This window comes from Clostridium sp. CAG:221 (assembly GCA_000435835.1).
Taxonomy (GTDB): Bacteria; Bacillota; Clostridia; order Clostridiales; family Clostridiaceae; genus Clostridium.
On sequence record FR883380.1, the window covers coordinates 1 to 22,122 of the forward strand.

The following is a 22,122-nucleotide window of genomic DNA, read 5'->3' on the forward strand; positions in this document are numbered from 1 at the left end:
AAGTTACATATAAAGTAACAGATAGTAAAGGTGCATCAGCAGTTAAGACAATAACTGTAATTGTTAAAAAAGGTAGTTCATTGGCACAAAGTATAACTATAAATAATAAAATTAATAGTTTATATGTAGGAAGTAATAAAGTATTTACTGCAATTGTAAATGCAGAGGCAGATATACAAGAAGTAGAATGGTCAGTAAATAATGAGAGCATAGCATCAATAGAAGTTACAGGAAATAGTGTTAAAGTAACAGCAAAGGCAAAGGGACAAGTAACTATAACAGCAAAAACTAAAGATGGTAGCAATAAAATTGATACTTTTACTATAAATATAGAAGAATATGAAAACAATGTAGTAGATTTTGTTACTAATATTATAGATACAAATGTTGTTTCAGCTATAACAGGTTCAGGAGAAAAAGAATCTCCATTACAAATGGAAGTACAAAATATAAGCTTAGAAAAATTTACTGGATTTTTAAATAGCATTAAAGAATTAGATGCATTATTAGAAGAAAAACGAATAGATGGAGACTTTATAGTTTATAAAATAAAAGTTAAAAACACATCATTGGTTTCAAGAGTTGTAAGAACTATTAAAAATGAATCTAATGATGAAGCATACATAGAATTAAGAATATCAAAAGAATTAGATAATGTAAGCGTATTTGAATCAAAATTAGAGGAAGTTATATCTAAAATAGATGATGAGAATAAACCAGGTGATGAGAATAAACCAGGTGATGAGAGTAAGCCAGGTGATGAAAATAAACCAGGTGATGATAACAGACCAAATAACAAAGAAAATTTAAATAATCAAATAAAAATAGAAGATAGTAAAAAAGATAAATTACCTGAAACAGGAAAAAGAAGCTTGTTAGGATATATAGGAGCATTTACTATAGCAGCAGGTAGTTTATTGTTAGGTAAAAATAAGAAAAAATAAATTTATTTTGAGAATCTAATAAAATATATTAAAGGTGATAAGGTTTATTAAAATATAGACCTTATCATTTTTTATAAAAAATAAAGTAAAAATAAATTGTATATTTCATAAATATTTCATATTTAATATATATAATATTCTTGAAGTAATTAATCTAGGAGGAATACAATATGAGTATATTTAAAAGGGCAATATTATATATAACAAGAAAAAAAGTAAAAAGTATTATTATGTTATTAATATTATTTGGTATGGCAACTGCAGTTTTAAGTGGTATTTCAATTAAAAAGGCAACAAATTTAACTAAACAAGATTTAAGTAGCCAGATAGCTAATAAATTTGAAGTTAAAGCTAATCTTGGAACAAATTTTGATGGAACAGTTCCTGAAAGTTTGATAAATAAAATTTTAAATGTAAATGGTATAAAAAGCTATGATGGAATGATTCAAGGTGCAGGTTTAGATTTTAAGGAACTTGATTATGTAGAGCCTAAAAAAAGTACAATTCAATATAAAGATGAAAGATATAATAATCTTTTTTCTGTAGAGGGACATGTTTCTACAGAACTTGATACTAAGTTTGTAAGTAAATCACTTAAATTAGTTGAAGGAAGACATATTGTTAGTACAGATAATGGAAAAGTATTAATACATAAGTCGCTAGCTGAGAAAAATAACTTAAAAGTTGGAGATATATTAAAAGCAACTAAGAGTACATTAGATTATAAAGCAACAAGTATTTCTAAAAATGAATATGAACTTGAAATTGTAGGTATTTTTGAAAGTGAAAATGATGAGAGTGTAGGAAGTAAATTAGAAATTCCAGAAAATCTTATAATATCAGATATTAATACTTTGAAAGCGTTATATAGTTACTCAGATGGAAATATTCAATATACAAATGCTGTATTTAACACAAGTAGTAATGTAGAAGATGTAATATCACAAGTTAAGAAGATTTCTGAAGATTGGAGCAAGTATACAATAGAAAAAAGTGAAGATACTTTTTTAGCTTTAAGTAAGACATTTGAGGTTTTAGATAAAATTATAAATATTGTTTTAATTGGAGCTATTATTGCAGGAGTATTAGTACTTTCATTAGTTTTAATATTCTGGATTCAAGGAAGAATTCATGAAACAGGAATATTACTTTCTATTGGCGTATCAAAATTTAATATTATATCTCAATATATTATTGAATTATTAATCATAAGTTTAATAGCTTTTGGATCATCTTATTTTTCAAGTAAAGCAATTTCACAAAATATAGGGAATGCAATAATTAATCAAGCTAGTAAACAAGCAGTGCAAGAAGTGCAAAATGGTTTTGGAGGAAATAATATAGGAAATGATTCTAATTCGTCTTTAGCAACGCGTACTATAGATGAGATTGATGTAAAGGTAGAATTTAAAGAATTAATTTATGTATATGTTATAGGAAGTGGAATTATAATTATTTCAGTATTATTATCTTCTGTGTCAATAATTAGATTAAAACCAAAGGAAATATTATCAAAAATGAGTTAGTAAATATTAAATTTAAAAAATTATAATTTCTTTTAAAATTAACAATGATTTTACATTGGATTTGTTATCATAAAAACATAGAAAGGATAACTAAAAAAAACAAGACAGTTTAAAAGTATTAAAAGAGTTAAGTTATCAGAAAAGTTTTTTAGTAAGGAAGGATGATAAATTATGAAAAGATCAGTAATATTTGGAGTAGTATCATTAGCAATAGTAGGATTACTAGGCTTTGTAGGAGGTAGAGTAAGTAATAAAGAAGTAAGCAAAGCAAATAATAAAACTACAAGTTCATATAGCAATAATGGAAATACACAGAATAATGTTGATAAAGAAATTGCAAATAGTAATTCATATAGCAATAAATATAATAATTCTTATAATAACTCAAGTAGTAGTTCATATAGCAATGAAGGAAGTGATGAGGATATTTGTTTTGAATTAAGTGAAGAAGATTTAGCAAATTTAAAAAATGGATTAGGATTAACAGTTAATGGACAAAATGTAGATATAACTGGATTTGACGAAAAATTTAGAGAAGAAGTAAAAGCTGCTGGCTTTGAATAAACAAAAAAATAAAAATATTTATAATAATATTAAAAACCCCTGTAGTATAATTATAATTTTTATATTATAATTAATAAATAACTCCATATCGAATGATATGGAGTTATTTTATTAAATAAAATAGGAGAAATTATGTTATGAGATTATTAATTGTAGAAGATGAAGCTGATATAGTACATGCTTTACAGAGAGGGTTAAAAAATGAAGGTTATGCAGTTGATGTAGCAGTTGATGGAGAAGAGGCTTTAGAATTTTTAAGTGTGAACACATATGATTTATTAGTTTTAGATATAAATCTTCCAGGTGTAGACGGATTTTATATATTAGAAAAACTTAGAGAAAGTGATATAAATACAAGAGTGATAATTGTATCCGCAAATAGAGAAATTGAAGATAGAATAAAAGGTTTAGATTTAGGGGCTAATGATTATTTAGTGAAGCCATTTGATTTTTTGGAGTTAACAGCAAGGATAAGAGCTCTTCTAAGAAGAGAATTTGCTAGTAAACCTTCAATTATAAATGAAGGAAAATTATCCATAGATTTATCGAAACATAAGGTTACATATGATGATGAAGCTATTAATTTAACACTAAAAGAATATTCACTTTTAAAATATTTAGTTCAAAATAAAGATAAAATTATAAGCTCAGAAGAATTAATAAATCATGTTTGGGATGAAAATGCAGATCCTTTCACAACAGTAATAAGAGTTCATGTATATTCTCTTAGAAAAAAATTAACAGCTGTTAGTGGCAATGAAAATATGATTAAAACTATTAAGGGAGTAGGATATTTATTTGGAGGAGACACTAGTGAATAATATAAAGATAAAATTAAAATGGAAGCTTACATTATTTACTATATTAATAATGACAATAACTAGTGGAATTCTTGTTTTTAGTATTAATTATGATGTAAGGCATACAGTTCCACAGTTAAAAGGAGTAATTAATTCAAATACAGGAGATGTTAAAATAGATTTAAATAGTGATTTTAAAGCTGAAATTGATAATATATCAATAGAATCTGCTATAGAGGAAACAACATCAAGAATTTACTGGCTTTCAATAACAACATTTATTTTAGTAGTAATAATTGGAGGTATGTGCACTTATTTTGTAGTAAATAATGCTTTAATTCCAATTGTGGAATTAAATAAAAATATAAAAAAAATAAATGAGGATAATTTAACCTCTAACTTAAGTGTTAAAGGCCCTAATGATGAAATTAAAGAACTTACAATTTCTTTTAATAAAATGATAGCAAAATTAGAAAATGCTTTTACATCCCAAAAGAGATTTAATTCTAGCGTGGCCCATGAATTAAAAACGCCATTAGCTGTGATTAAAACTAATATAGATGTTTTAAAAAGAAGCAATTGTAAAAGCATAGAAGAATATGATAAAACATTAGCAATTGTAGAAAAATCAATATTAAAGATGAACTTAATAATAGAAACAATGTTAGATATAATAAAGCAAGAAAATGCACCTTTAAATGAAAGTGTTAGTATAAGTGAAATATTAGAAGATATAGTAGATGACTTGGATATTATTGCTGATAAAAAAAATATACAATTAAAATTAAATACAAATAATATAAAGAGTAAAATAAAGGGAAATGAAATTATGTTATATAGAGCATTTTATAATGTAATTGAAAATGCTATTAAATATAACAAAATTAATGGAACTGTAAATATATTATGTAGTGAGGATTATAATATTATTAAAGTAAAGATTATAGATACTGGAAAAGGTATAAAAGAAGAGGAGTATGAAGAAATTTTTAAACCTTTTTATAGATGTGAAGGAATTAATACATATTCAGATAATGGAGTTGGACTAGGATTATCATTAACTCAATCAGTTATAAAACTTCATGGTGGGGAAATTAAAGTAAAAAGTAAACTAAATGAAGGAACAGAATTTAATTTAATTTTGCCATATATATCATAAATTAAACTTTAATAATTATATTTTATGAGGTGAAGAAATTTGAAAGTTAATATATTAATAGTTGAAGATGAAGTGGATATAAGAGAAGGGGTAAGTGAATACTTATCAGAAGTTGGTTACAATGTTATAAGTGCTGAAGATGGAATGCAAGCAATAGAAATATTTAATAAAAATAAATTTGATTTAGTAATTTTAGATATAATGTTACCAAAAGCCAATGGATTTATTGTGTTAAATAAAATTAGAGAAGAAAGTAATGTTCCTGTAATTATGCTAACAGCAATGAGTGATGATTATACTCAAATTATGAGTTTTGATGAAAAAGCAGATGACTATATTACAAAACCATTTTCAATAATATTGCTACATAAAAGAATAGAAGCTTTACTTAGAAGAAGATTAAAAGATGATGAAAGTAAAAAATGGTATTATAAAGATATTGAAATTGATTTTGAAGGATATTCAGCAAAAAAGAACGGTAACAATATAGATTTAAAACCTAAAGAAATAAAATTATTGGAATTATTATTAAAATATAGTGGAAAAGTTTTAACAAGAACTCAAATATTAGATAATATATGGAATATTGAAGAATCACCAAATGATAGGGTAATTGATGTATATATTAAAAATATTAGAAAAAAATTAGAGTTGGATTGTATAATAACAGTTAAAGGAATTGGATATAAATTTGAGGAGATGTAATGAAAAAATTAAAATTATTTTCAAAGACATACATATTTACAATGGCTTTAATAAGTATGATAATTATAATTTCACATATTTTAATATACTTAGGATTGCCAAAGGTATACATAAGTAATAAAGAAAAAGAAAGCGATAATATTATTGAAGATTTAATTAAAGAAATAAATAAAGTTGATGCTGATATAGAAAAGTCATTTAAATTAGCTAAAAATTTTTCAGAAAAGTATAATATTAAAATTTCATTAACATTAAATGAAGAAAAGAGAACTTTTCAAGGACATGAAGATGTTGATATATATTTAGATCAAAATTCAGTTAGTGATGAAACAATAGTACTTCCAGATATAAAAAGTGATAGTATTATAAAAGATTATGAAGAAGGTATCACAGGTTCTAAAAGTGAAGAGGATTTTAATCAATATATTAATATAAATAATTCATCAATAATAAAAAGTAAAAGCTTTAAGACAATAAATGATATAAATGGTAATATACAAATGGCCATGGATTTAGAGTCATTTACAGAAACTAGAGACGTTATATTAAAAATATTACCATACTCTATTTTAGTAAGCTTATTTATAGCATTAATAGCATCATATATATATTCTAAAAAAATTACAACTCCAATAAAAGAAATTTGTGATGTTACAAAAGAAATGGAAAACTTAAATAAGAGAGCTTTTTGCAAAGTAGAAACGGAAGATGAAATAGGTATATTAGCATATAACATAAATAATTTATATGAAAATTTATTAAATACAATTGTATCATTAGAAGAGGAAATAGAAAATGTAAGTAAATCTGAAAAAATTAAAGTGGATTTTTTAAGAAGTGCATCACATGAACTTAAAACACCGTTAATGAGTATGCATATAATGCTTGAGAATATGATACTTGGTGTTGGAAAGTATAAAAATCATGATATATATTTAGAAAAATGTAAGGAAGTAGTAAATCAATTAAGTAAGATGGTACAAGAAATTTTAGATACTTCAAGGCTTAATACTCTAGATAATAAAAATGAAAAGATAATAGATTTATCACAAATAGTAAATGAAATAGTAGATACATATAAATTAATAGCTAAATCAAGACAAATTAATATTAATATTAATTTAGAAGATTCTTTTAATATTAGTATAGATGAAAAATTATTTACAAAAGCTATTTCTAATATTATTTCTAATGCAGTAAATTATACTGATGAAGGAAAAGAAATAAGAATTTATATAAAAAATAATAAACTTATTATAGAAAATGACTGTACACCTATTTCTAATGAGCATTTAGAACATATTTTTGAAGCATTTTATAGAGTTGAGTTTGATAGAAATAAGAGTAGTGGTGGAAATGGATTAGGATTATATATAGTTCAGCAAATATTGACAATTACCAAATTAACTTATTCATTTAAACCAATTAAAAATGGAATGAAATTTGAAATAGATTTTAATAATAAAAATATTATTTAAGTAAAAAGAGCTGTCGCACTAAAAAATATATATACATTGTTATTTAATTTCATAAATATTTCATATTACATTGATAAAATGTGATTAAGTTAAGTGAGGAGGAAAAAACAATGAATGTATTTAAAAGAGCAAGATTATATATAACAAGAAAAAAAATGAAAAGTCTTATTATGTTATTTATATTATTTGGAATAGCAACAGCTGTTTTAAGTGGGATTTCAATTAAAAAAGCTGCAACTATAGCAAAGGAAAATTCTATTAAAGATATAGACAATAGATTTGAGGTTCAATCTAATTTTGCATCAAACTTGGATGATTCTGTTCCAGAAAGTTTGGTTAATAAAATTTCAAAGGTAGATGGAATTAAAGGATATGATGGAGTAATTCAAGGAGCTGCATTAGATTTTAAAAATCTTAATCATATAGATGCAGAAAAGAATGTAGTTCAATATAAAGATGATTCTGAATATGAAAAACTTTTTACAGTAGAAGGTCATACATCTACAGAGTTTGATACTAAATTTATAAGTAAATCATTTAAGCTGGTAGAAGGAAGACATATTGTTGAAAGTGATAAAAACAAAGTATTAATTCATAAGGCTTTAGCTGAAAAGAATAATTTAAAAGTTGGAGATAAAATAAAAGGAACTAAAAATAATGTTGATTATAATGTATCTTCAATGTCACCAGATGAATATGAATTTGAAATTGTAGGAATATTTGAAAGTGCAAATACTGAAAGATCAGGACATAAAACAGAGCTTTCAGAAAATCTTATAATATCAGATATGTACACTTTAAAAACTTTATATGGATACTCTGATGGAAATATTAAGTATACAAATGCTATATTTAACACAAGTGATAAAGCTGAAAATGTATTGCCAAAGGTTAAGCAAATTTCAGCTGATTGGAATAAATACACAATAGTAAGAAGTCAAGATACATTCTTAGCTTTAACTAAGTCATTCGATACTTTAGGTAAGATTGTAAATATAATTTTAGTTGGAGCATTTGTAGTAGGAGTAGTTGTATTATCATTAATTTTAGCGTTTTGGATTCAAGGAAGAATTCATGAAACTGGAATATTACTTTCAATTGGAGTATCAAAGTTTAATGTTATTTCACAATATATTATTGAATTATTACTTATAAGTGTATTAGCTTTCGGAGCATCATATTTTTCAAGTAAGGTAATTTCACAAAATATAGGTAATGCAATAGTTAATCAAGCAAGTAAACAAGCTGTACAAGATGTTGAAAGTGGATTTGGAGGATTTAACTTAGGAAATGATCCTAATAGTAACTTGCTAACTCATACTGTAAGTGAAATTGATGTAAAAGTAGATGCTAAAGAAGTAGTTTATGTGTATATTTTAGGAACTGGTATTATAATAATTTCAGTATTACTATCATCAGCATCAATAATTAAATTAAAACCAAAAGAAATATTATCAAAAATGAGCTAGGAGGGAGATAAATGTCAATTTTAGCATTAAATAAAGTAAATTATTCATATAAAAATGGAAAAAGTGTTTTAAGCGATGTAAGTATGGAATTTGAAAAAGGTAAATTTTACACTATATTAGGTGTTTCAGGTTCAGGAAAATCAACATTATTATCATTATTAGCTGGATTAGATGAGCCGAAAAGTGGAGCAGTTCTCTATAATAATGAGGATATAAAAATAAAGGGATATGAGAAACATAGAAAAAATAATATTTCGTTAATTTTTCAAAATTATAATTTAATAGATTATATGACACCACTAGAAAATTTAAAAATAGTTAATCCAAAAGCTGATAAATCAATATTAAATGATTTAGGATTAAAAGATGATGAAATTAATAGAAATGTATTACAATTGTCAGGAGGACAGCAACAACGTGTAGCTATTGCAAGAACATTAGTTGCAGATTCGCCAGTAATATTAGCAGATGAGCCTACAGGAAATTTAGATAGTGGAACAGAGGATGAAATTATAGAAATATTAAAAACAAGTGCACATAAGCATGGAAAATGTGTAATAGTTGTTACCCATAGTAAGGAATTAGCTAAGAAATCAGATGTTATACTTGTATTAAAGAATAAGAAGTTAACTATGTAATATATATAAAGACTACATTGAATTAATAATTTAATGTAGTCTTTATTTTGTTATTTGTATAATAAACTATTTAAGTAAAATATTGACATAAATGATAAAATAAGATAATATTTTTCTTGAGTATAGTTTTCAAATTTGAATATGTTAATAATTTGTGGAGGAATGAAAATGTTAGAAAAAGAACAATGGGAAGGCTTTGAAGGTCGATTATGGAAAGAAGAAATCAATGTAAGAGATTTCATTCAAAAAAATTATAAACCATATGATGGTGATGAAAGTTTTCTTGCAGCTCCGACAGATGCTACAAACAAACTTTGGAGCAGATTACAAGAACTACAAAAGGAAGAAAGAGCTAAGGGTGGAGTACTTGATATGGAAACTGAAGTAGTTTCTAGCCTTACATCTTATGGTCCAGGGTATATTGATGAATCTTTAAAAGAACTTGAAAAAATTGTTGGTCTTCAAACAGACAAGCCTTTAAAAAGAGCTTTTATGCCATATGGCGGTATAAAAATGGCTGAACAATCCTGTGAAAATTATGGATATAAAGTAAATGCAGAATTACACAAAATTTTTACTGAATATCATAAAACTCATAATCAAGCAGTATTTGATGCTTATACACCAGAAATGAAAAAAGCACGTCATAGTCATATAATTACAGGACTTCCTGATACTTATGGGCGTGGACGTATTGTTGGAGATTACAGAAGAGTTGCTCTTTATGGTATAGATCATCTTATAGAAGAAAAAACTAACGATTTTAATAATTGTGGCGATGGTACTATGACAGATGATATTATTCGTTTAAGAGAAGAAATTACAGAACAACGTAGAGCACTTGAAAATATGAAAAAAATGGCTGAAAGCTATGGATATGATATATCACAACCAGCAAAAGATGCTAAGGAAGCAGTTCAATGGTTATATTTTGGATACTTAGCTGCAATAAAAACTCAAAATGGTGCAGCTATGTCAATAGGGCGTGTATCTACATTTCTTGATATATATATTCAAAGAGATTTAGATAAGGGAGTTATTACAGAAAGAGAAGCTCAAGAATTAATTGACCATTTAACAATGAAATGTAGAATGGTTAAATATGCAAGAATAACATCTTATAATGAATTATTTTCAGGCGATCCTTCATGGGTTACTATTGGATTAGCAGGTATAGGTGTTGATGGACGCCATATGGTAACAAAGAATGACTATCGTTTCCTTCACACATTAGAAAATATGGGACCTGCACCAGAGCCAAATATTACTGTATTTTATTCTTCTGCACTTCCTGAAAATTTTAAGAAGTATGCAGCTAAGATTTCAGTAGAAACAAGTTCTATTCAATATGAAAATGATGATGTTATGAAACCAGTATGGGGAGATGATTATTCAATTTGTTGTTGTGTATCAGCTACTCAAACAGGGAAGGAAATGCAGTTTTTTGGAGCTAGAGCTAATTTAGCTAAATGTTTACTTTATGCAATAAATGGTGGTATTGATGAAAAATCAGGTAAACAAGTTGGACCAGAATATAAGGGAATAACTTCTGAATATCTTAATTATGATGAAGTTATTGCAAAATATGAACAAATGAGTGATTGGCTTGCAGGTCTTTATGTAAATGTTCTAAATTTAATTCAATATATGCATGATAAATATTATTATGAAGCAGCAGAAATGGCTCTTATTGATACAGATGTAAGACGTACATTTGCCACAGGTATTGCAGGATTCTCACATGTAATAGATTCTCTTTCGGCAATTAAGTATGCTAAAGTTAAGACAATACGTAATGAAGCAGGCATTGTTACAGATTATGAAATTGAAGGGGATTTCCCTAAATACGGTAATGATGATGAGAGAGCTGATGAAATAGGTGTATATGTTCTTAAGTCATTCCTTGACAAAATCAAGAAGAGACACACATACAGAAATTCTGAACCAACAACATCAATTCTTACTATAACATCTAATGTAGTATATGGTAAATATACAGGTAATATGCCAGATGGACGTGAAGCTTGGACTCCACTTTCACCAGGAGCAAATCCATCTTATGGAGCAGAAAATAATGGATTGCTTGCTTCATTAAATTCTGTAGCTAAATTACCATATGAATGGGCTTTAGATGGTATTTCAAATACACAAACAATTAACCCAACAGCACTTGGTCATGATAAAGAAGAACAAGCTGATAAACTTGTACAAGTATTAGATGGATATTTTGAACAAGGATCACATCATTTAAATGTTAACGTATTTGGTGTTGAAAAATTAAAAGATGCTATGGAACATCCTGAAAAAGAAGAATATGCTAACTTTACCATTCGTGTATCAGGTTATGCAGTTAAATTTATAGATTTAACAAGAGAACAACAACTTGATGTTATTTCTAGAACATGCCATGCAGAAATTTAATTTGAATAAAAATATAGCAAAAATTCATTCAATAGAAACTTTTGGATCTGTTGATGGACCTGGAGTGCGTTTTGTTGTTTTTTTAAATGGCTGTCATATGAGATGCAAGTTTTGTCACAATCCTGATACTTGGGATATTAATGGTGGTGAGGAGAGAACTGCTGATGAGCTTTTGACTCAAGCTTTAAAATATAAAACTTATTGGAAAAGTGGAGGAGGCATTACAGTGAGTGGGGGTGAGCCACTTATCCAAATAGATTTCTTAAATGAATTTTTTAAAAAGGCTAAGGCTAAAGGTGTTCACGTAACATTAGATACGTCTGGAAATCCATTTACAAGAGAAGAGCCTTTCTTTAGCAAGTTTAAGGAGCTTATGAACGTAACTGATCTTGTAATTTTGGATATTAAAGAAATAGATGAATCTAAGCATAAAAAACTTACAGGATGGAGTAATTTAAATATTCTTGATATGGCTAAGTATTTATCAGAAATTAACAAACCAGTATGGATTCGTCATGTATTGGTACCAGGTGGAAGTGATAATGATGAAGAATTGATAAGACTTAATGAATTTATCAAGACTTTAAGCAATGTAGATCGTGTAGAAGTAATTCCTTATCATGACCTTGGAATTTTTAAATGGGAGAAACTTGGTATTGCTTATCCTTTAATTAATGTAAAACCACCTACTAAAGAGAGGGTAGAAAATGCTAAAAAGCTTCTTTATACAAGTGAATATAGAGGATATTTATCACGATAAATAATATCATGCAACATATAAACCCATGAAAATCAAACTTTTGATTTTCATGGGTTTGTTTTATCTTAATAATAAATGAATGAATAATGTCTTAGTAGAGAATACTAAGTTTATCTGATAATTAAAAAATAATAATAGAAAAATTATTTTAAGAAATTAGGATAGATTTATAGATTTTTTAATTTAAGATAAAATTTACTTTGGAGGAGATAAAAATGTGTACAGCGTTAACGTTATCAACTAAAGATGGTTATAATTTATTTGGTAGAAATATGGATTTGGCATATTCATTTAATCAAGCAGTAACATTAGTTCCTAGAAATTATGAGTATAGAGATAGAGTTACTGGTGAGATGAGAAAAAATAAATATGCAATATTGGGTATGGCAAGCGTTATAGATGACTATCCAGCTTTTGCAGATGCATTTAATGAAAAGGGATTAGGATGTGCAGGTCTTAATTTCCCAGGATATTTTTACGCAGAGGAAAATAAAGTTCCTGAAAAGAAAAATATAGCACCATATGATTTGATGCCATGGATATTATCAAATTTTTCAACTGTAGATGAAGTATTAAATGAAATTAAAAATATAGAATTAGTGGCAGTTCCAATTAATGAAAAAACACCTATACCAACTCTTCACTGGATAGTTGCAGATACAAATGGAAAGTCTATAGTTATAGAAAAAACAAAAGAAGGACTTAAAACTTATGATAATCCAATTGGAGTTTTAACTAATTCACCAACATTTGACTGGCATCTAACTAATTTAAATGAATATATGAAGACTACACCTATTCAACCTGAAAATGTAAAATGGGTAGAAAAAGAATTAAAACCATTAGGAGTAGCTATGGGTACAAAAGGATTACCAGGAGGTCTTTCTGGAGTTGATAGGTTTGTAAGAATAGCATATTTAAAATCAAAATTTCAGGTGGCAGAAGATTTACTATCTGGAGTAAGTCAATTCTTACATATGTTAAATAATGTAGCAATGCCTAGAGGTGCTGTCATCAGTGAAGGTTCAGATGATATAACCTTATATTCTTCTTGTATGTGTCAGCAAAAAGGTATTTATTTTTATTCAACATATAACAATAATGGGGTAAGTGCTGTTGATATGAATAAAGAAGATTTAGATGCTAAAGAAATTAAAAGATTTGATTATATAGATACATTAACTGTAAAATATCAAAATTAAATTATATAAAAAATATCTATTAAAACAGATTTTCATAGTAATAAATTTACTATGGAAATCTGCTTTATTATTTAACATATAATTTTTATATAAAAATAGATATAGAAAAAATATATATGTTATTATATATAAGACATAAGAATAAGGAGGAAGTATTAACATTATTGTATTAAGAGCTATATGTTAAGAAAGTTAAAATGATAAAGTGGGGAATAATAGGACCAGGTGCTATAGCACATAAATTTGCCAATGAAATAGATAATACGGAAAAAGGAAAATTGATTTCTGCTTATGGAAGAAATGAAGAAAAGGTAAAGAACTTTGCTAAGGAATATGATTTATCAACATATTATACTAATTTAGATGAATTTTTAAATAACAAAGAAATAGATGCTGTTTATATAGCTACACCTCATAGCAATCATAGAGAGTTTGCCATAAAATGTATTAAAGCTGGAAAGCATGTATTATGTGAAAAACCATTTTCATATAATTATGAAAGTAGTAAAGAAATCATTGAACTTGCTAAAGAAAAGAATGTTTTTATTATGGAAGCATTATGGACTTTATTTTTACCAGCAGTTAAAAAGGCGAAATATTGGCTTGAAGAAGGTAAAATTGGTAAAGTAAAAATGATAACTGCTAACTTTGGTTTTAAAAGTGAAGAGGATTTAAATTCAAGATTATATAATCCAGAGCTAGCAGGGGGAGCACTTTTAGATGTAGGAATTTATACAATATTAATTGCTAATTACATCACCAATGATTTACCAGTAGCAATAAATGCTTCGGCAGTAATGACTAAAACAAATGTGGATGAAACTTCTATGATAAGTTTAAAATATAGCAATGGAGAAGTAGCATCATTAACATGTTCAATTGCTTGTGACACAGATAATTCTGCTGTTATTTATGGCGAAAAGGGAAAAATTCTTCTGCCAGCATTTTCAGGAGCAAAAGAAGCTTATTTATATAATAATGAGGGCTTAGTAGAAGAATTTTTAGATTCATATAATGGTGAAGGTTATAAGTATGAAATAGAAGAAGCTAATAACTGTATACTTTCAGGTAAATTAGAAAGTGAAAGGGCATCATATAAAACAACTTTAGAATTAGCTAAAATAATGGATGAGGTTAGAAAGCAAATTAATCTTGTATATCCATTTGAATAAATTGAAATCAGGAAGGTATTAACATATAGAAAATAAAAAAACAGGAAAGTATGTATACTTTCTTGTTTTTTATGTATTTAAATATTAACAACAATGAATTTAAAAATAATTTTAATTATTGAATTGACTTTAAAGAAAAAAAGTATAATATTGAATTATGATAATAATTTTTGTTAGTTTATCCATAGATAAACTAACAAAACAGATTACCATAAGATATACAGTGACATATTAATTGAAAAATGAATTAATAATGTAATTTGTAAGAAGCAATTTAAAATCTAAAAAGAGGTGAACTTATGAATAAATTTACTGAACAAGCAAATTTAATGAAAGAAGAAATTATAGGTTACAGAAGAACAATTCACAGTAATCCAGAGGTCGGACAAGAATTACCAAAAACTAAAAAATATGTTATGGATAAATTAGTTGAATTTGGATATTCTCCTGAAGAAATTTGTGAAAGTGGAATAGTAGCTACAATTAAAGGAAACAAACCAGGAAAAACTTTTTTATTAAGAGCAGATATGGATGCACTTCCTATAGCTGAAAAAACTTCATGTGACTTTAAGTCTACTAATGGATGCATGCATGCATGTGGACATGATATGCATACAGCAATGTTATTAGGAGCAGCAAGATTACTTAAAGAAAATCAAGATGAGATAGAAGGAACTATTAAATTAGTTTTTCAACCTGATGAAGAAGGATTTACTGGTTCTAAAAAAATGATAAAGGCAGGGGTACTTGAAAATCCTAAAGTTGATGCAGCTTTAGCAATGCATGTTCATTCAGGAACACCTTCAAATGTTGTATTATGTGGTTTAGGAACTAGTATTGCAGGGTGTAATAGATTTAGAATTGTTGTAAAAGGAAAAGGATGTCATGGAGCTATGCCAGAAACAGGAATAGATCCAATCAATATAGCTGCACATATCTATTTAGCAATTCAAACTATTTTAACTAGAGAAATATCAGCTACTGAATCAGCTGTTGTTACAATAGGTAAATTTGTAGGTGGAGATGTACCAAATGTAATACCTGAAGAAGTTGTTATGGAAGGAACTATAAGAAGTTTAGATAAAGAAGTAGGGGAATTTATTTTTGATAGAATGAATGAAATAGTTACTTCTACAGCTAAAATGCTTAGAGGAGAAGCTGAATTGATAGAGTTATCATCTGTACCACCATTAGCAAATAATGATGAATTAGCTCATGAACTTACTGGTTATATGAAAGATATAGTTGGAGAAAAAGCAGTTGTTTTATTTGAGCAAGGTGGAATGGGTTCAGAAGATTTTGCTTCTTATTCATATGAGGTTCCAAGCGTATATATTATGTTAGGAGCTGGTACAAAGCAAGAAAATAGTTTATATGGAGAAGCTATGCATAATGAAAAGGTAGTTTTCAATGAGGATATATTACCTACAGGAGCAGCTATACATGCATATAGTGCTATAATGTGGCTAAAAAATAATAAATAATTAAAATTAATAAATCCAGATATACTTAAATAATTGTATATCTGGATTTTTAATATATTATGTGGAGGATTTGACATTGATAAAACAGAGTTTTATAATTAATTGGAAAAAATAGTAAATGGGGTGATGTAATATGTTAAGTTTTATTAAGACAGCACTAGTAACTATAATAATTTCGTTTATTTCGGGGGTATTATTAGATTATTATAGGAATTATGCACCTAGAATATTATGCAGTATGGGAAGAAACAAGAGTATAAGAAAAAATAGTAAAAAGGTTAAAGTATATTCCCTTATTATTAAAAATATTTCCAAAAAAACTATTCATAATTTAAATGTCAATATTGCAGCTAAATGTAATACTTTAAAGCTTCATAATACAAAGATAACTAATGGATTAAGATTTGATATTGATGATGAAAATAACATGTTTAATATAACAATACCATTTCTAAGTCCTAATGATGGATTAATGACAAAAATAATTTTGGAGGGTGATGAAGAAAGTAACGAGAGACCAATTATTAATTTAAAATCACCAGAAAATTTTAAGCAGATAGATTCCTATAAGAATAAACCGCAAGAAAATGATCACATAATTATAGATCATATAAATAATTTCTTTGAAAAAGTCTTTTATAATAATAGAAAGATAATCTTAGGAATTGTGACCTTAGCAATATTAGTATTTATGGGGATATTAGCAGGTGAATATTATAGTAACACCATCAATAATGGCAACAAGTTATATCAAAAAGCAGGTAGTGGAAGTACTACGCCAAGTTCCAATGGTAGTAAAGATGCTTCAAGTATAAATGAAAGCAGTTATACTGAAGATTCAGCAGTGGATAGTGAAAACTATGGTAGCGAAGTGCAAAAGCAAACAGGTGAAGAAGAGCCAACAAGCAATTATCCAACTACCACATATAATCAGGAAAATGGCTATAATAATAGTACAAATACAACAGAACAGGGAAATTTGAATCCTTATGACTCACAAGGAGAAGGTACAACAACAGATACAACCACTAATAATGAAGGAACTACATCCACAGGAGACAATACAGATAGCAGTAATGATACAACTTCCACTACTGATACATTGGAGAATAACAACACAACAGAAGATGCTACTAGTGATGGTGGGACAACAGAAGACCAAGGAGGAGAAAATGGCGATACCACATCATCAGGTGGAACTACTGGTGATGTAGGTAACACAAGTACTCCTAATGAAATAAGTGAAACTTACAATCTATTCATAAATTAGAAATAAAATTTATGTTGAAATTTGCAGAAAAGGTGTTATAATAAATTCATAAACAACCTGAGATGTACGGAAAAGTAGCTTATTATATTCAACCTACATTACTTTGACGGGATTTGCGATATATTTATAGATATTGGACTTCAGTAATTTGTAATAAGTATTTAATTTATTACAGCAGAAGATAATAGAAGCAAATTGAGCGAAGCCCACCTGCGAGACGCAGGTTATGAATATATAAGTGAACGGCATGTTGGGCTATTAAATAGTTTATATATAATTTGCAAAAATTATATCAGATAAAATGTGTAAATCTATATAATAGATTTACACATTTTTTTTGTTAATAATATATTATAGTTGTTCTCATTCACTAAGTGTTAATGAGGAAAGGGCAAATAAGTTTTTATGAATTTGAGGTTTTATGGTATCTACTGCAATTACATCTTCTTTTTTATAAGTGTTTCTAAGTTAATACTGATAATTTTATTAATATAATCATCACTCATGGTACCCTACTCCTTAGTAAAAATATATATAATATATCATATGAAAGATACTAGATGAATGTTATGTAAATTTTATATTAAGTAAGGGAGTTAATTAATGGTAATTAAAAATTGTAAAATTATATATCAAGATAAAATTGAAGAAGGATCAATATTAATTAAAGATGGTAAAATAGAAAAAATAAATCCAGAAGATTTTAAAGGAGAGGTTTTAGATGCTAAAGGTTTATACCTTTCTCCAGGATTTATAGATGTACATATACATGGTGCTGGTGGATATGATACTATGGACGGTACAGTAGAAGCTCTCAATACTATAGCGAAGGTAATAGTGGAGCATGGAACTACATCCTTTTTACCAACAACAATGACTGTATCAACGGAAGAGATTAATAAAGCCATGAAGGTCATTAAGAAACTAAAAGAAGAAGGAACAGATGGAGCAAATGTTCTAGGTGCACACTTAGAAGGACCATTTATCAGTCCAAAAGCCATTGGTGCTCAAAATCCTAATTTCCTTTTAAAACCATCCATAGAATCATATGAAAAAATAGTTGATGGATGCAGTGATGCTGTTGTATCACTTACCTTGGCACCGGAAGTTGAAGGAGCTAAGGAACTTATAGAGTATACCACATCTAAAGGTGTAGTTTGCTCATTAGGACACACAAAAGCTACTTATGAGGAAGTAATAGAAGGAATCAACTGCGGAATTAGCCATTCAACGCATTTATATAATGCAATGACAGGCTTTAACCATAGAGAGCCAGGATGCGTAGGAGCAATATTTGATACTGATATTGCAACAGAAACAATAGCTGATGGGATTCATATTTCATATCCAGCATTAAAGCTAGCTTATAAGGTTAAAAGCACTGATAAAGTAATGTTAGTAAGCGATTCAATGATGGCTTGCTGCATGAGAGATGGCTGTTATTCTTTAGGAGGCCAAGATGTTGAAGTGATAAATGGTGCTGCCAGACTTAAAAATGGAGCCTTAGCTGGTTCAGTTTTAACCATTGATAAAGCTGTTGCCAATGTATATAAAAATTGCGGAATACCTTTATATGAAGCAGTAAAGATGGCCACATATAATCCAGCAAAACATTGTAATGTTCATGGCTATAAAGGTTCCATAAAAGAAGGTTATGATGCAGATTTATTGTTATTTGATGAAGATATAACAATAAAAAAAGTATTTGTTAAAGGAAAAGAAGTATTGCTATAGTTACTTCAATGAGCTAAGCCTTGTCTTTTTTGTATGAAAAATTAGTATATTAAGCTTTATTTTATATTATAGAATATTTACATTTGCCTATGGTACAATTATTTGGAAAGTTTTAGAAAAGGTTAGCTAGTCTAGCAAGGTAAGGATGGGAGGTTAACATATGTCAGAAATAACTAAAAGAGCTTTTGCAAGTTCATTGAAAAAGATGTTAGCAAAAAGACCATTGGAGAAGATAAGGGTTATAGATATTACAGAAGATTGTGGGGTAAACCGTCAGACTTTTTATTATCATTTTAAAGATATATATGATTTGTTAGAATGGGTATATACCAATGAAGCCACTAAAGCTTTAGGAGGAAAAAAGACATACGAAACATGGAAACAAGGGTTTAAGCAGATATTTCAATATATTTTGAATAATAAAGAATTTGTCTTAAGTACTTTTAATTCTGTCAGCAGAGAATACCTAGAAAGATATTTATATAATGAAGTATATTTATTATTAATTGGTGTAGTAGAGGAAAAGGCAAAGGGCATCCCTGTTAGAGAAAAAGATAAATCCTTTATAGCGGATTTTTACAAGTATGCCTTTGTTGGAATTGTTTTAGATTGGATTAGGACTGGTATGAAAGAAGAAGCAGATGAAATCATTGAAAGGTTGAATAAACTTATATGCGGCAATATGGAAGAAGCATTGGAAAGGTATAGGACTGACAAGACGTATTCATATAAGAAATAAGATTAAATTAGACAAATGCTAGCATTTGTCTAATTTTTTTACATTTTTATGAATATGGATAAATATTAGACAGAGGAAAGATACTGTCTATATAAAAGAACATTAATGAGCAGTACTATGAATTTATAAAGAAAATAAATAATTGAGATAGATAAATATTGGGAGGCAATTATATGTATTATAGCAATGGAAATTATGAAGCATTTGCTAGACCAGAAAAACCAGCAGATGTAGAAAGAAAATCAGCATATTTAGTGGGAGCAGGATTAGCTTCACTAGCGGCAGCATGTTTTTTAGTTAGAGATGGTCAAATGAAAGGTGAGCATATTCATATTTTAGAAGAGGGGAGCCTTCCAGGTGGTGCCTGTGATGGTATTAAAGATAATGAAAGAGGCTTTATAATTCGTGGTGGACGTGAAATGGAAAATCATTTTGAGTGTTTATGGGATTTATTTAGATCAATACCTTCTTTAGAAATAGAAAATGCATCAGTTCTTGATGAATATTATTGGTTAAATAAGAAGGATCCCAATTATTCATTAATGAGAGCAACTGTTAATAGAGGTGAAGATGCTCATACTGATGGTAAGTTTGGTTTAAGTGATAAAGCTGCATTAGAGATAGTGCATTTATTTTTTACTAAAGATGAGGATTTATATGATGTAAAGATCAAAGATGTTTTTAGTAGTGACTTCTTTCAATCAAATTTCTGGTTATATTGGAGGACTATGTTTGCCTTTGAGGATTGGCATAGTGCGTTAGAAATGAAGTTATATATACAAAGATTTATCCATCATATTGGTGGGCTACCAGATTTTAAAGCTTTAAAATTTACTAAATATAATCAATATGAATCATTGATTTTACCGATGATAAAATATTTAGAAGCTCATGAGGTACATTTTCAATATAATACTACTGTTACAAATGTGCTATTTAAGAAAGAAGGTAGTAAAAAAGTAGCTAGTAAAATAATATGTACTCATAATGGAGAAGAGGAAAGTATTGATTTAGTTGAAGATGATCTTGTTTTTGTTACAAATGGAAGTTGCGTAGAAAATTCTACTTATGGTGATAATGATCATGCACCAGTTTTGAATACTAAAGAAGGTGGCTGTTGGAGGTTATGGAGAAACATTGCAGCACAAGATAAGTCTTTTGGAAATCCGGATAAATTCTGTACTAACATAAAAGAGACAAATTGGGAATCAGCCACAATAACAACTTTAGATGAAAAGATTCCTCCATATATAGAGAAAATATGCAAGCGCAATCCGTTTAGTGGTAAGGTTGTTACCGGAGGTATAATAACTGTTAAGGATTCATCTTGGTTAATGAGTTATACATTAAATAGACAACCTCATTTCAAAGCACAAAAAGACAACCAATTAGTAGTATGGTTATACGGATTATTTACAGATGTGCCAGGAGATTTTATCAAGAAGCCAATGAAGGAATGTACTGGCTATGAAATTACTCAGGAATGGCTATATCATTTAGGTGTACCAGAAGATCAAATTGCAGAAATGGCCAAGCATTCAGCAAATTGTGTTCCATGCATGATGCCATATGTTACTGCTTTCTTTATGCCAAGAACTGCAGGGGACAGGCCTAAGGTTGTACCAGAAGGTTGTGTAAACTTTGCCTTCTTAGGACAATTTGCAGATACAGTAAGAGATACAGTATTCACCACAGAATATTCTGTGAGGACAGCAATGGAAGCTGTTTATACATTGCTTAATGTTGACCGTGGAGTTCCAGAAGTATTCGGCTCTTGTTATGATATTAGAGTGCTTCTAGATTCAACTTCAAAGATGATGGATGGAAAGAAGCTAACAGATATAAAACTACCTCTATCAGCATCAATAGCACAAAAGACTATGATGAAGAAGGTTTCAGGAACAGTTATTGAAGAATTGTTAAAGAAATATAATTTAATATAGAAAAGATAAGCTGTAATAATGAAAACATTTATAAAAATATCATCAATATTTTTATAAATGTTTTTTAACGCTTAGGAAAGTATAAAATTTTTCAGTATAGGGAATACTAATAAA

The 22,122-nt window shown here is 27.9% G+C and carries 18 protein-coding genes and 1 other RNA gene; all 19 read left to right on the forward strand.

Features of this window, described 5'->3' with window-relative positions; all coding sequences use genetic code 11:
• Nucleotides 1-944 (forward strand): Ig-like domain-containing protein (locus Q5O44_RS03465; RefSeq protein WP_302637310.1); only part of this gene is annotated, 944 nt, incomplete at its 5' end.
• A 170-nt stretch (nucleotides 945-1,114) separates the two neighbouring features.
• Complete coding sequence (locus tag Q5O44_RS03470) at nucleotides 1,115-2,470, forward strand: ABC transporter permease (RefSeq protein WP_022166995.1); 1,356 nt, start codon at nucleotides 1,115-1,117, stop codon at nucleotides 2,468-2,470.
• 171 nt (nucleotides 2,471-2,641) lie between these two features.
• Entirely contained in the window at nucleotides 2,642-3,034 is a 393-nt protein-coding gene (locus Q5O44_RS03475) for a hypothetical protein (protein ID WP_022166996.1), read from the forward strand.
• A gap of 137 nt (nucleotides 3,035-3,171) precedes the next feature.
• The gene (locus tag Q5O44_RS03480; RefSeq protein WP_022166997.1) at nucleotides 3,172-3,855 is read left to right on the forward strand and encodes a response regulator transcription factor; all 684 of its coding nucleotides are present in this window, start codon (nucleotides 3,172-3,174) and stop codon (nucleotides 3,853-3,855) included.
• Entirely contained in the window at nucleotides 3,848-4,993 is a 1,146-nt protein-coding gene (locus Q5O44_RS03485; protein WP_022166998.1) for a cell wall metabolism sensor histidine kinase WalK, read from the forward strand. The genes Q5O44_RS03480 and Q5O44_RS03485 overlap by 8 nt, the downstream gene beginning before the upstream one ends.
• A 39-nt stretch (nucleotides 4,994-5,032) precedes the next feature.
• Nucleotides 5,033-5,698: a response regulator transcription factor gene (locus tag Q5O44_RS03490; protein ID WP_022166999.1), complete on the forward strand. Its 666-nt coding sequence runs from the start codon at nucleotides 5,033-5,035 to the stop codon at nucleotides 5,696-5,698.
• A complete protein-coding gene (locus tag Q5O44_RS03495; RefSeq protein ID WP_022167000.1) occupies nucleotides 5,698-7,176 on the forward strand; it encodes a HAMP domain-containing sensor histidine kinase in 1,479 nt (492 codons plus the stop codon). The genes Q5O44_RS03490 and Q5O44_RS03495 overlap by 1 nt, the downstream gene beginning before the upstream one ends.
• A gap of 110 nt (nucleotides 7,177-7,286) precedes the next feature.
• A complete protein-coding gene (locus Q5O44_RS03500; RefSeq protein ID WP_022167001.1) occupies nucleotides 7,287-8,645 on the forward strand; it encodes an ABC transporter permease in 1,359 nt (452 codons plus the stop codon).
• Nucleotides 8,646-8,656: 11 nt separating this feature from the next.
• Nucleotides 8,657-9,283: an ABC transporter ATP-binding protein gene (locus tag Q5O44_RS03505; protein WP_022167002.1), complete on the forward strand. Its 627-nt coding sequence runs from the start codon at nucleotides 8,657-8,659 to the stop codon at nucleotides 9,281-9,283.
• Nucleotides 9,284-9,451: 168 nt separating this feature from the next.
• Nucleotides 9,452-11,704, forward strand: coding sequence for a formate C-acetyltransferase (gene pflB / locus Q5O44_RS03510; RefSeq protein WP_022167003.1), 2,253 nt, complete (start codon nucleotides 9,452-9,454; stop codon nucleotides 11,702-11,704).
• Nucleotides 11,670-12,464: a pyruvate formate-lyase-activating protein gene (gene pflA, locus Q5O44_RS03515; protein WP_022167004.1), complete on the forward strand. Its 795-nt coding sequence runs from the start codon at nucleotides 11,670-11,672 to the stop codon at nucleotides 12,462-12,464. The genes pflB and pflA overlap by 35 nt, the downstream gene beginning before the upstream one ends.
• Nucleotides 12,465-12,679: 215 nt before the next feature.
• On the forward strand, nucleotides 12,680-13,666 hold the full coding sequence (gene bsh, locus Q5O44_RS03520; protein WP_022167005.1) for a choloylglycine hydrolase: 987 nt from the start codon (nucleotides 12,680-12,682) through the stop codon (nucleotides 13,664-13,666).
• Between the two features lie 197 nt (nucleotides 13,667-13,863).
• Nucleotides 13,864-14,838, forward strand: a complete 975-nt coding sequence (locus tag Q5O44_RS03525) for a Gfo/Idh/MocA family protein (protein ID WP_022167006.1) — start codon at nucleotides 13,864-13,866, stop codon at nucleotides 14,836-14,838.
• A gap of 299 nt (nucleotides 14,839-15,137) precedes the next feature.
• Nucleotides 15,138-16,322 (forward strand): M20 family metallopeptidase, encoded by a 1,185-nt coding sequence (locus Q5O44_RS03530; protein ID WP_022167007.1) that lies wholly within the window; start codon nucleotides 15,138-15,140, stop codon nucleotides 16,320-16,322.
• Between the two features lie 133 nt (nucleotides 16,323-16,455).
• Nucleotides 16,456-17,592: a hypothetical protein gene (locus Q5O44_RS03535; RefSeq protein WP_022167008.1), complete on the forward strand. Its 1,137-nt coding sequence runs from the start codon at nucleotides 16,456-16,458 to the stop codon at nucleotides 17,590-17,592.
• Between the two features lie 51 nt (nucleotides 17,593-17,643).
• A non-coding RNA gene (ssrS, locus tag Q5O44_RS03540) (6S RNA) lies at nucleotides 17,644-17,853 on the forward strand.
• A 342-nt stretch (nucleotides 17,854-18,195) separates the two neighbouring features.
• On the forward strand, nucleotides 18,196-19,326 hold the full coding sequence (gene nagA, locus Q5O44_RS03545; RefSeq protein ID WP_022167009.1) for an N-acetylglucosamine-6-phosphate deacetylase: 1,131 nt from the start codon (nucleotides 18,196-18,198) through the stop codon (nucleotides 19,324-19,326).
• A 160-nt stretch (nucleotides 19,327-19,486) separates the two neighbouring features.
• Complete coding sequence (locus tag Q5O44_RS03550; protein ID WP_022167010.1) at nucleotides 19,487-20,065, forward strand: TetR/AcrR family transcriptional regulator; 579 nt, start codon at nucleotides 19,487-19,489, stop codon at nucleotides 20,063-20,065.
• A 173-nt stretch (nucleotides 20,066-20,238) separates the two neighbouring features.
• The gene (locus tag Q5O44_RS03555; RefSeq protein ID WP_022167011.1) at nucleotides 20,239-22,008 is read left to right on the forward strand and encodes an oleate hydratase; all 1,770 of its coding nucleotides are present in this window, start codon (nucleotides 20,239-20,241) and stop codon (nucleotides 22,006-22,008) included.
• The last annotated feature ends 114 nt before the right edge of the window (nucleotides 22,009-22,122 follow it).

Excerpts from the sequence above, each read along its gene's own strand:
- Q5O44_RS03470 (WP_022166995.1), top strand. The coding sequence starts at position 1,115 with ATGAGTATATTTAAAAGGGCAATATTATATATAACAAGAAAAAAAGTA.
- Q5O44_RS03475 (WP_022166996.1), top strand. The coding sequence starts at position 2,642 with ATGAAAAGATCAGTAATATTTGGAGTAGTATCATTAGCAATAGTAGGA.
- Q5O44_RS03480 (WP_022166997.1), top strand. The coding sequence starts at position 3,172 with ATGAGATTATTAATTGTAGAAGATGAAGCTGATATAGTACATGCTTTA.
- Q5O44_RS03495 (WP_022167000.1), top strand. The coding sequence starts at position 5,698 with ATGAAAAAATTAAAATTATTTTCAAAGACATACATATTTACAATGGCT.
- Q5O44_RS03500 (WP_022167001.1), top strand. The coding sequence starts at position 7,287 with ATGAATGTATTTAAAAGAGCAAGATTATATATAACAAGAAAAAAAATG.
- Q5O44_RS03505 (WP_022167002.1), top strand. The coding sequence starts at position 8,657 with ATGTCAATTTTAGCATTAAATAAAGTAAATTATTCATATAAAAATGGA.
- pflB (WP_022167003.1), top strand. The coding sequence starts at position 9,452 with ATGTTAGAAAAAGAACAATGGGAAGGCTTTGAAGGTCGATTATGGAAA.
- pflA (WP_022167004.1), top strand. The coding sequence starts at position 11,670 with ATGTTATTTCTAGAACATGCCATGCAGAAATTTAATTTGAATAAAAAT.
- bsh (WP_022167005.1), top strand. The coding sequence starts at position 12,680 with ATGTGTACAGCGTTAACGTTATCAACTAAAGATGGTTATAATTTATTT.
- Q5O44_RS03525 (WP_022167006.1), top strand. The coding sequence starts at position 13,864 with ATGATAAAGTGGGGAATAATAGGACCAGGTGCTATAGCACATAAATTT.
- Q5O44_RS03530 (WP_022167007.1), top strand. The coding sequence starts at position 15,138 with ATGAATAAATTTACTGAACAAGCAAATTTAATGAAAGAAGAAATTATA.
- Q5O44_RS03535 (WP_022167008.1), top strand. The coding sequence starts at position 16,456 with ATGTTAAGTTTTATTAAGACAGCACTAGTAACTATAATAATTTCGTTT.
- nagA (WP_022167009.1), top strand. The coding sequence starts at position 18,196 with ATGGTAATTAAAAATTGTAAAATTATATATCAAGATAAAATTGAAGAA.
- Q5O44_RS03550 (WP_022167010.1), top strand. The coding sequence starts at position 19,487 with ATGTCAGAAATAACTAAAAGAGCTTTTGCAAGTTCATTGAAAAAGATG.
- Q5O44_RS03555 (WP_022167011.1), top strand. The coding sequence starts at position 20,239 with ATGTATTATAGCAATGGAAATTATGAAGCATTTGCTAGACCAGAAAAA.